Here is a 10,976-nt window from a genome sequence, read left to right as displayed (position 1 = left end):
GGGGTTTCCGCGCGCCCCTGCCGGTCAGCTGGACGGGTTCCGCACGCCCCCGCCGGTCAGCGGGACGGGTTCCGGGAGCCGCGCGGGGCGAGGAGCTGGGCGAGCAGGGCCGCGGCGGGGGCGGCGGCGAGCCGTTCGAGGGTGACCGGCCGGCCGGCGCCGTCGGCGACCGGGAGGCGCCAGTTCGGGTACTGGTCCCAGGTGCCGGGCAGGTTCTGCGGCCGCGGGTCGCCGACCAGGTCCGGCAGCCAGACCCCGACCAGCTCCGCCGGGGTGGCCCGCAGGAAGCGGTACAGCACGGGCATCGACAGCGGCTCGTCCCCGGTGAGCAGCCCGAGCCGGCCCAGCTCGGCCCGCCAGTCCGCCAGCTCCGCCACCGCCTCCTCCTGCTCCTCGCCCAGCGGCCGGGTCAGCAGGCCCAGCCGGTGCCGCAGCTCGACGTGCTCGCCGGAGAGCCGGGCCGCGGTGCTGGGCAGGTCGTGGGTGGTGAGGGTGGCCAGGCAGCCCGGCCGCCAGCGCTCGGGGGCGAGGACCGCCCCGTTCCCCTGCCAGTCCCGCTCGAACCAGAGCACGGAGGTGCCGAGGACGCCGCGCGCCGCCAGTTCCTCCCGCACGCCCGGCTCCACCGTGCCGAGGTCCTCGCCGATCACCGCCGTCCCGGCCCGGTGCGCCTCCAGCGCCAGCACGCCGAGCATCGCCTCCGCGTCGTAGCGCACGTACGCGCCCTCGGTCGGCGGGTGGCCCTTCGGCACCCACCAGAGCCGGAACAGGCCCATCACGTGGTCGATCCGCAGGGCCCCCGCGTGCCGGGCGGTGGCCCGCAGCAGCTCGGCGAACGGGGCGTAGCCGGCCTCGGCCAGCGCGTCCGGGCGCCAGGGCGGCAGGCCCCAGTCCTGGCCGTGGGCGTTGAAGGCGTCCGGCGGGGCGCCGACCGAGATGCCGCCGGCCAGCACGACCTGCAGGGCCCAGGCGTCCGCGCCGTCGGGGTGGACGCCGACGGCCAGGTCGTGGATCAGGCCGACCGGCATGCCCGCCTCGCGGGCCGCCCGCTGGGCGTCGGCGAGCTGCTGGTCGACCTGCCAGGCGAGCCAGCGGTGGAACTCGACCCGCTCGCCGAGCTCCTTCTCCGCCCGCTCCACCTGTGGGCCGTCCGGGTGACGCAGGTCCTTCGGCCAGTGGTGCCAGTCCGGGCCGTGCTCCTCGGCCAGGGCGTTCCACAGCGCGTGCCGGCGCAGCCACTCGCCCTCGCGGCGCCGGTACGCCTCGTACGCGGCCTGCCGCCCGGGGCCGCGCGGCACCTCGTGCAGCAGCTCCAGGGCCTCGCGCTTGGCCTGCCAGACGGCGTCCCGGTCGATCAGCGCGTCGTGGACGAGCACCTCCTCGCGCAGCCGGGCGGCGCGGCGGGCCGGCTCCTCGGCCCGTCGCCGCTGCTCCGCGGTCAGGTACGCGTACTCGGGGACGGCCTCGATCCGCAGGTGCACCGGGTCGGCGAAGCGGCGCGAGGACGGGCGGTAGGGGGACGGGTCGGAGGGGCTGGTGGGCACGCCCGCGTGCAGCGGGTTGATCTGCACGAAGCCCGCGCCGAGATCGGCGCCGGCCCACCGGACCAGCTCACCGAGGTCGCCGAGGTCGCCCATGCCCCAGGAGCGCTCGGACAGCACGGAGTACAGCTGGGCGAGGAACCCCCAGCCGCGGCCGGGCAGTTGCGGCAGCCGCTCGGGGGCGACGATCAGCGCGGCCCGGGCCCGTTTCCCGTCGCTCTCCGCGGTGAGCACGTGGCGCCCCAGCGGCAGGTCCCCCGGCACCCAGTGCGAGTGCCCGCGCGGCAGCTCCCAACTCCCGCCGTCCTCCAGCTCCACCCGCACCCGGGCGTCCGCCGGCACGTCCAGCGCCGCCCGTCGGCCCTGCCGCACCACCACGCACGGGGGCAGCAACCGTCCCCGCTGCTCGGCCCGGTGACGCTCCAGCGCCTCCCGCACCTCCTGCGGCGACCCGGCCGCCACCCCCATCGCCGCCAGCACCGCCACCAGCGTCCGCGCCCCCACCGCCTGCCCGCCCGGCCCCGGATACCGGCTGTCCACCCCGTACGCCCGCGCCAGCGCCACCAGTTCGGCGGGCGGCGGCGGAGCATCCTGCGCCGGCACCTGCTCGGCTCCGTCACTGTCGTGGTAAGCGGCCACTCGCGGCTCCTGCGATGTCTCGGCAACGCCCGGTCAGGACGACCACAGTCCTACCCGCGTGACCCCACGATCACCCAGCGCGACACGACGGGCGCCGGGCGGAACGGGCGCGGTCCCGGCCGGGTCAGCAGGACTTGAGGGCGCGGGCGCGGAACTTGGCGGCCTTCACCCGGGTCGCGCCGCCGCCCTCCCGGTAGGTGAGGACCTCGTCGCCCTCGAGCTTCTCCAGGTCGGCGAGCGTGAAGTCCACGAAGGAGCTCTTGGGCAGGGTGGTCGTGGGGTAGGCGGTGTAGGTCTGGCCGGCGGTGAGGGCGGTGATCTCGGTGACGCCCGCGGTCCAGCCGGGGGGCGTGCGGAAGAGGGGGAAGCGGTCGGTCGACCGGTCCCCGCCGGGGTCCGGGGTGATCTCCCATTCCGCCCCCCGCAGGTCGCCGCCGGTGGCTTTGACCGACACCGAGAGCACCTCGCCGCCCGGGCAGAGCGGGGTGAGGACGGCGAAGCCGTCACCGTCCCGCTGGAGGCCGACGGTCGGCTCGGGCGCCGGGGAGCAGCCGGTGGCCGTGAGCAGGCCGACCGCGATCAGGGCCGGCAGCCATCGGCGCGGTGACGGTACTACCATCCACTCTTCCCTCCCCCCTGGGCACGGTTGACGCAGCGCCACACCGTGACGCCGATTCTGCTGGCTGCGGCCGGTCCGCACCAGGGGGCGGAGCGGATCGCGACGAGGGATCAACCGGGGCAAAGTCGGCATAGCCGTCGGCGGCGTTGACACTCGGGTCGGCAAGCTGGTGGGGTTGCCGACGATGTGGTCGCGGCCTGGCGAGGAGGCTCCTGTGCAAGCCCGAGTGTCCGTGGTGGCCGGGCGGCGGTTGCGGTCGCAGTTGGAGCAGAGTCCGGCGTTGCGGGAGGTGCTGCAGCACCCCGCGGCGGTGGTGGCGCGGCGGGCCACGGCGCGGACCTGCCGTCAGTTGGCGCCGCGGACGGCGGACCGGCTGATCGCCGACCTCAAGGGGACGGAGCCGCTGCTGGCGTCCGTGCGCGAGGGGCGCGAGGAGCGGGTCGGGCGGCGGCCGGGGCGGCGGACGATGCAGATCGCCGCCGGGGTCGCGGCCGCGGCGGTGGTCGGCGGGCTACTGGCCGGCTCACTGCCCTCGACGGCGTACGCGGCGGCCACGGCGCCGGACGTGGTGAGCTCCGCGCCGCAGACGCCGCTGGGCAGCGTGACCGACCCGAAGGTGTTCCCGAAGCCGCAGCAGCAGAGCGTGGCGGGCAAGCCCGTCGCGGTGCCGTCCGCGGTGACGCTGGTGACCGCGCCCAAGGTGGACCTCGGCGCGGTGCGGGCCGTCCGGGAGGTGCTGGAGGTCGCCGGGGCGGGCGAGGTGACGCCGCAGCCGGACGGCGGGACGCCGGCCGCCGGCGCGCTGGTGGTGTACGTCGGCGGGCCCGCCGAGGGTGCCGGCGGCGAGGTGGACCGGGTGCTGCGGCAGCTGGCCGCGGCGGCCGGCGGCAAGGACGGCACCGGCCCGACCACCGCCGGGATGCCGGCCGGCGGGTACGTGCTGTCGGCCGGTCAGCTGCCCGCCCAGGGCGGCGGGACGTACGGCGCCGTGGTGCTGGCCGGCGTCGACGCCACCGGCACCTTCTACGCCGCGCAGAGCCTGCGCCAGCTGCTCGCCGCCGTACCGGCCGGGCAGGGCCAGGCGCCGGGCGCGGCCGGGCTCGGACTGCCCGGGATCACCCTGCGGGACTGGCCCACCGGGGCACCGGTGCGCGGCACCGCGGAGGCCTTCTACGGCACCCCGTGGACCGCCCAGCAGCGGCTGGAGCAGGTCGACTTCCTGGGCCGCTCCAAGCAGAACTTCTACCTCTACGCCCCCGGTGACGACCCGTACCGGCTCTCCCGCTGGCGCAACGCCTACCCCGGGGCCCAGGCCGAGGAGCTGCGCGAACTGGGCTTCCGGGCGCGGCAGAACCACGTCACGCTCGGCTACGCGATCGACCCGGGGCAGTCCTTCTGCTTCAGCTCCGGCAAGGACGTGGACGCGCTGGTGAACAAGCTGGACGGGCTGCGCAAGCTCGGCTTCACCGCCTTCCAGCTGCAGTTCCTGGACGTCAGCTACGACGAGTGGCACTGCGACGACGACAGCGACGAGTACGGCTCCGGGCCCGCCGCCGCCGCCAAGGCGCAGGCCGCGCTGGTGAAGAAGGTGCAGGACCGGCTGATCGCCAGGAACCCGGGCCTGGCCCCGCTGTCCGTCGTCCCCACCGAGTACCACCAGCAGGGCTCCACCCCGTACCGCAAGGCGCTGGCGGCCGCGCTGCCGGAGGGCGTCCAGGTGGCCTGGAGCGGGGTCGGGGTGATCCCGGAGAAGATCACCGGCCCCCAGGCCTCGGACACCGCCGGGCTGTACGGGCACCCGCTGCTCACCATGGACAACTACCCGGTCAACGACGCCACCCCGGACCGGCTCTTCCTCGGCGCCTACACCGGGCGCGACCCGGAGGTGGCCACCCGCTCGGCGGCGCTGCTGACCGGCGCGATGCAGCAGCCGGTGGCCTCCCGGATCGCCGTCTCGACGGCCGGCGACTTCGCCTGGAACCCGGCCGGGTACCAGCCGGAGGAGTCCTGGCAGGCCGCCGTGCGCTCGCTGGCCGGGCCGACCGGCGCCGCCCCGACGCCCGCCGGGACGGCGCTGGCCGCCGTCACCGCGCTGGCCGGGAACAGCACCTCCTCGCCGCTGTCCAAGCAGGAGTCCGGCTACCTGGCGCCGCTGCTGGACCGGTTCTGGGCGGCCGCCGAGCCCACCTCCGGCGCCACCCCCGACCTCGCCCGGCTGATCGAGGCCGCCGCCCCGCTGCGGGACGCCTTCGCCACCATGGCCACCGCCCAGCAGACCCTGGCCGGCACCCCGGCCACCACCCAGCTGGCCGGGGAGGCCGCGCCCTGGCTGGGCCCGCTGCGCGACTACGGGCTGGCCGGGCAGGCCGCCCTCGACATGCTGCTGGCGCAGCGCGGCGGCGACGGCACGGCGGCCTGGAAGGCCCGGGTCGAGCTCAACCGGCTGCGCGAGCAGCTGGACCGCGCCCCGGCCACCGTCGGCGCCGGGGTGCTCGGCCCGTTCCTGGAGCGCGCCGTGCGCGCCGCCGACAACTGGGCGGGCGTGGGCGGCGGCGCGGTCGCCCCGACCACCACCATGGGCACCGCGCAGGACCACCTGCCCGCGCTGATGGCCGACGGCGTGGCCGACACCTTCTACTGGAGCTCCGCTCCCCCGCAGCCCGGCGACGCGGTCGGCCTGGACCTCGGCGCGGGCCGCCCGGTCAGCGGCGTGACCGTGCTGATGGGCGGCTGGGGCAACGGCCCGGACGCCCGGACCGCCACCGACGACTACATCCGCGACGGCGTGCTGGAGTACTCCACCGGCGAGGGCGGCTGGAAGCAGCTCGCCGTCGTGAAGAACCAGAAGACGGTCAGCGCCCAGCTCCCGCCGGGCACCGTGGTACGGGCGGTGCGGCTGCGGGCCACCGCCGCGCAGAAGACCGCCGTCGCGGTGCGCGAGTTCACCGTCACCGCCCCGGACGACTCCCCGGCCAGCGTCAGCGGCGGCCCGGACGCGGAGCCCGGCTCCTCGGCCGCCGCCGTGCTGGACGGCAACCCGGACACCGCGTACCGGGCCGCCAAGCCGCCGACCGCGCTGGACGAGCCGCTCACCGTCGAGCTCGGCGCGGCCCGTCCGCTGGACCGGCTCACCGTGCTGACCGACCCGGCCGTGCGCGCCACCGCCACCGTCGCGGTGCGCCGGGCCGACGGCACCTGGGCCGACATCGGCACCGTGCAGCCCGGCTACAACGAGCTGCCGGCCGGCGGGCAGCCCGCCGACGCCTTCCGGCTGACCTGGAAGCCCGGCGGCGAGCCTCCGGTGGTCAACCAGGTGATCCCCTGGTACGCGGACGCCCCGGCGGCCCGGCTCAGCCTCTCCGACCCGGCCCTGGACGTGGTCACCGGCGCCACCGCGCCGGTGCAGACCCGGGCCACCGTGGAGGCCGGCCGCCCCGAGGGCACCACGGGCGAGCTGCGCACCGAGGTGCCGCCCGCCGCCAAGGGCCTGACCGTTACCCCGGCCGGCCCGGTGAGCGTGCCGCGCGGCGGCCGGGTGGGGGTGCCGCTGCTGGTCGCCGCCACCGCGGAGACGCCGTCCGGGACGTACCAGGTGCCGGTGCAGTTCGTGGCCGGCGGGACGACCGTCCGGCAGGTGCTCCAGGTGCACGTGGTGCCGCCCACCGGCGGCCCGGACCTGGCGGTCGGGGCGAAGGCCACCTCCTCGGGCGACGAGACGGCGAGCTTCCCGGCCTCGGCGGTCACCGACGGCGACCCGAAGACCCGCTGGTCCTCGCCGGCCAAGGACGACGCCTGGGTGCGGCTGGAGCTGCCGCAGGCGACCCGGCTGGGCGCGGCGGTGCTGCACTGGCAGGCCGCGTACGCCGCCTCGTACCGGATCCAGGTCTCGGCGGACGGGAACACCTGGACCGACGCGGCGACGGTGGACAGCGGCAAGGGCGGGGACGAGACGGTGCGGTTCGACGCGCCCGGGGTCCGGTACGTCCGGGTGCAGGGCGTGGCGCGGGCGACCAAGTACGGCTACTCGCTGTGGGGCGTCGAGCTGTACGCGGTGACCCCGCCGGCCGCGCCGCAGGCCCCGGCCGGCCAGCCCGCCCAGCCGGGCGGCGCGCCGCCCGCGGCGGCGGTGCCCCCGGCGGCGGCCAAGCCGTAGCGGACCGCCTGGGCAGCGCCCGGCGAGCCCCTCTGACTCGAGCCGGGCACAGAAGAAACAGCGGCGGGCCGCCGGCTCCCCGGTGCGGGGGGCTCGGCGGCCCATGAGGCGCGTACCGACGGTGTGACGGGCGGGCCCTTGTGGAGCTGTGGTCAGGCGGAGAGCGGTTCGGGCTGCTCGCCGCGGCGGACGGGGGCGGGGTGGGCGGTGTGCGCCCGGCCGAGCGGGACCGGGTGGGCCGGCTGCTCGGTGCGGTCGTGGTGCTCGTGCTCGCCCCACTGCGGGGCGCGCAGCTGGTCCGCACCGCCGTAGGGCTCCAGGTAGGGCCGCCACCGCGGGTCCTTGATCCCGGTGCCGATGATGCGCCAGGCCAGGCCGCTGGGCGGCGCGGGTGGTCGCTTCATCCGCCAGCCGAGTTCGGTGAGGTGGCGGTCGGCCTTGGTGTGGTTGCAGCGGCGGCAGGCCGCCACCACGTTGTCCCACCGGTGCTGGCCACCGCGGCTGCGCGGGATGACGTGGTCGACGCTGGTGGCGGCGGCCCCGCAGTAGACGCAGCGGCCGTGGTCGCGGGCGAACAGCGCCCGGCGAGTGAGCGGGACGGGCCCGCAGAACGGGACCCGCACGAAGCGGGTCAGACGGACGACGGACGGCGCCGGAAGGGCGCTGGTGGCGCTGTGCAGAGTGACTCCCGAGTCCTCCAGGCTGACCGCCTTGTGGTTGAGGACCAGGATGAGTGCGCGGCGCATCGATACGACGCCGAGTGGCTCGTAGGACGCGTTGAGGACCAGGACATGCGGCACGGATGCCTCCTTGGACGCCTGCGGCGCGTGGCTCGCGCCGGGACGAGCGGGTGGATCGCGCCACGCGTGCTGCGCGATCTCCCCCAGTGTCGCCTTACGCCTTTGTACGGCGCCACCACTCCTGTGTAACGGACCTGACGTGAACTCCGGGTGTGGTCTCTGTCATAACCGGTATGCCCGGGGAAGGTCGGGTTGCACCCGGGTGGCGGTGCGGCGGGCCCCGGTGACCCTGCCGGGTGGCCCTCCGAGGGCAGGATTCGGCCGTCCGGAGCAGTGCCCCGACGGCCCCGGACGGCCGTGGAGCCGGGGTGCGCGGGGAGCGTACGGGGGCGTTGACGGGGCGTTCGGGACGCTCCGTACGCCCTCGGACACGCTCGCGGGAGGTTCCCTTCGCGTCCCGGCCTGCGTGTCCCCGTGCGTCCTGGCTCGTCCCTGCGCGTCCCGGCTCGTCCTGGCGGGCTTCCGGCGGCGGATAGGCTAAGGCGCACGGTCCGCGGGCCGCTTGCCGGCGGTGCGGGCCCGCCACACACCCAAGCCAGGAAGGTCCGCACGTGTTCAGCTCCGGTGCCACCGGTCCGTCCGACGCGTCCCCGACGCTCGCCTCCCCGACGCCGAGCCCGAGCCCCACCGCGCAGCTGCCCGAGCTCGACCTGCGGATCCCGACCAGCGCGCAGGAGGTCTCGGACACCACCCGGCAGGCCGCCAGCTGGTTCGACACCCACTGGCAGGGCTGGCTGGCGGCCGGGCTGCGGATCGTCTTCATCATCGTGCTGGCCATGGTGCTGCGGGCCGTGGTGCGCAAGCTCATCACCCAGCTGATAGGGCGGATGGCGCGCACCTCCGAGCACCAGGAGGAGAGCCGGCTGGGCGGGCTGCTGGCCAACACCGGGGTGGTGAACACCGAACGGCGCCAGCAGCGCTCGGAGGCGATCGGCTCGGTGCTGCGCAGCGTGGCCTCCTTCACCATCCTGGGCACGGCGGCGCTGATGGTGCTGTCCGCCCTGGGGGTCAACCTGGCGCCGCTGCTGGCGAGCGCCGGTGTGGCCGGTGTGGCGATCGGTTTCGGCGCCCGCAACCTGGTCACCGACTTCCTCTCCGGGGTCTTCATGATCATGGAGGACCAGTACGGCGTCGGCGACGAGATCGACACCGGGGTGGCCACCGGCACCGTGCTGGAGGTCGGCCTGCGGGTGACCAAGCTGCGCGGCGCGAACGGCGAGATCTGGTACATCCGCAACGGCGAGGTGAAGCGGATCGCCAACATGAGCCAGGGCTGGGCGACCGCCTCGGTGGACGTGCAGGTCGGGTACAAGGAGGACCTGGTCCGGGTCGAGGACCTGATCCAGACGACGGCCGAGCTGATGGCCAAGGAGGCCCCGTACGACGAGCTGATCTGGGCGCCGGTGTCGGTCCTGGGCGTGGAGTCGGTCGCCTCGGACTCGGTGGTGGTGCGGGTCGAGGCCCGGACGGCCCCGGGCAAGGCGCTCTCCGTCTCCCGGGCGCTGCGCCAGCGGCTGAAGGTGGCCTTCGACCGGGCCGGGATCAAGGTCAAGGAGGAGGTCCCCACCGCGGCCGCCGCCGGGGCCACCGGCGTGGTGATCGCCCCCTCCCCGGTGCCCGCCACCGAGCAGGCCGCCCCCTCCGCCCTGGCCGACCCCGCCTCCCCCCGCTACCGCGCGACCGAGCCCATCCCGGCCGGGAAGGGCGCCGACGACGCGGCGAAGGCGTAGCCCGCGGGCCGTACGGACACGGACGAGGCCCCGTTCCCACCGCGGTGGGAACGGGGCCTCGTGCTGTCCCTGCGCACGGCCGGTAACGCTTCGGCATCCTCCGGGGGACTCACCATTGACACCCCGCTGACAGGGCGCTTACGGTCCTTCCCAAGCGACTGGAAAGTTTCCTAACAGTTCATCCGGGGCCCGTCCGTGGGCCGGGCCGGGCAGTCGGAAGGGGAGGATTCCGGGCATGACCAAGAGCACCGCCAAGGCCCCCCTCGCCGGCACGCCCAGCCTGCTGCGGGCCATCAACGACCGGGCCGCCCTCGAACTGCTGCTGGAGAACGGGCCGCTCTCCCGCACCCAGATCGGCACCCTGACCGGGCTGTCCAAGCCCACCGCCTCCCAGCTGCTGGCCCGGCTGGAGGCGGCCGGGCTGGTCCTGCCGGTCGGCACCACGGCGGGCGGGCCGGGCCCCAACGCCCAGCTGTACCAGGTGAATCCGGCCGCCGGGTACGTCGCCGGACTGGACGTCACCAACAGCGAGATCCGGGTCGCCGTCGCCGACATCACCGGCACCACGCTGGCCGAGCACGCCGTGCCGACCAAGGGCGTCCCAGCCGCCGGGACCGTTCCGGCCGTCGCCGCCGCGGTGGCCGAGGCCGTCCGGGCGGCCGGTCTGCCCGAGGGTGTCCTGCGCACCGTCGCGATCGGGGTCGGCGGCGCGCCCGACCCGGTCACCGGCAAGCTGCGCTACGCCTCCCACCTGCCCGGATGGCACTCGCCGCGGCTGGTGGAGGAGCTGACCGGGGCGATCGGCGCGCCGGTGTCGATCGAGAACGACGTGAACCTGGCCGCCGTCGCCGAGCAGTCCTCGGGCGCCGCGGCCGGCTTCGAGGACTTCGTCCTGCTCTGGGCCGGGGCCGGGGTCGGCGCGGCGATCGTGATCGCCGGGCGGCTGCACCGCGGCTTCACCGGCGGCGCCGGGGAGGTCGGCTACATGCCGCTGCCCGACTCCCCGGTCGAGTGGGACGCCCGCCGCCGCAAGTTCGGCGGGTTCCAGGCCCTGGTCGGCGCGCCCGCCGTCCGGGCCCTGGCCCGGGAGCACGGGCTCGGCGCGGCCACCGCGCAGGAGTCCATCGCCCGGGCGCTGGCCGTCCCCGGTGCGGGCGACGCCTTCCTCGCCGAGCTGGCCGGGCGGCTCGCCGTCGGGCTGGCGGTGATCGTCGCCGTCGTCGACCCCCAGCTGGTGGTCCTCTCCGGCGTGGTGCCGAGCGCGGGCGGCGAACGGCTGCGCGCGCTGGTCGAGGACGAGCTGGCGCGGATCTCCATCGCCCGGCCGGAGGTCCGCAGCAGTGCCCTGTCCGGCTCACCGGTCCTGCTCGGCGCCCTGCAGCGCGCCCTGTCCGACGCCCGCGAGGCGGTCTTCTCCACCCACTGACGCACTCCGTGAACGGCCCGCCCCCACCGACGCTCCCCCTGTCACCTCGCCCACCTGCACCCACCTCT

At 76.1% G+C, this 10,976-nt stretch carries 6 protein-coding genes; 3 read left to right on the top strand and 3 right to left on the bottom strand.

The features are described 5' to 3' along the window. Nucleotides 1-56 precede the first annotated feature (56 nt). Nucleotides 57-2,144, bottom strand: a complete 2,088-nt coding sequence (gene malQ / locus ABZW03_RS07370; protein ID WP_355253501.1) for a 4-alpha-glucanotransferase — start codon at nt 2,142-2,144, stop codon at nt 57-59. A 160-nt stretch (nt 2,145-2,304) separates the two neighbouring features. Further along, nucleotides 2,305-2,799: a hypothetical protein gene (locus ABZW03_RS07365; protein WP_355253497.1), complete on the bottom strand. Its 495-nt coding sequence runs from the start codon at nt 2,797-2,799 to the stop codon at nt 2,305-2,307. Between the two features lie 214 nt (nt 2,800-3,013). Between ABZW03_RS07365 and ABZW03_RS07360 the strand changes: the two genes are divergently transcribed. Beyond that, entirely contained in the window at nt 3,014-6,952 is a 3,939-nt protein-coding gene (locus ABZW03_RS07360; RefSeq protein WP_355253495.1) for a beta-N-acetylglucosaminidase domain-containing protein, read from the top strand. 152 nt (nt 6,953-7,104) lie between these two features. Here the strand turns inward: ABZW03_RS07360 and ABZW03_RS07355 are convergent, their stop codons facing one another. Further along, nucleotides 7,105-7,752: an HNH endonuclease gene (locus tag ABZW03_RS07355; protein ID WP_355253493.1), complete on the bottom strand. Its 648-nt coding sequence runs from the start codon at nt 7,750-7,752 to the stop codon at nt 7,105-7,107. 551 nt (nt 7,753-8,303) lie between these two features. Here ABZW03_RS07355 and ABZW03_RS07350 point away from each other — a divergent pair. Continuing rightward, nucleotides 8,304-9,482, top strand: a complete 1,179-nt coding sequence (locus tag ABZW03_RS07350; protein WP_355253491.1) for a mechanosensitive ion channel family protein — start codon at nt 8,304-8,306, stop codon at nt 9,480-9,482. A 235-nt stretch (nt 9,483-9,717) separates the two neighbouring features. Beyond that, entirely contained in the window at nt 9,718-10,908 is a 1,191-nt protein-coding gene (locus ABZW03_RS07345; protein WP_355253489.1) for an ROK family transcriptional regulator, read from the top strand. The last annotated feature ends 68 nt before the right edge of the window (nt 10,909-10,976 follow it).

The organism is Kitasatospora sp. NPDC004799 (assembly GCF_040609095.1).
Classification (GTDB): Bacteria; Actinomycetota; Actinomycetes; order Streptomycetales; family Streptomycetaceae; genus Kitasatospora.
This window is presented reverse-complemented; position numbering and strand designations above follow the sequence as displayed.

What these genes read in the sequence shown, in the direction of transcription:
- ABZW03_RS07365 (WP_355253497.1), bottom strand. Translation starts at nt 2,799, where the DNA reads ATGGTAGTACCGTCACCGCGCCGATGGCTGCCGGCCCTGATCGCGGTC.
- ABZW03_RS07345 (WP_355253489.1), top strand. Translation starts at nt 9,718, where the DNA reads ATGACCAAGAGCACCGCCAAGGCCCCCCTCGCCGGCACGCCCAGCCTG.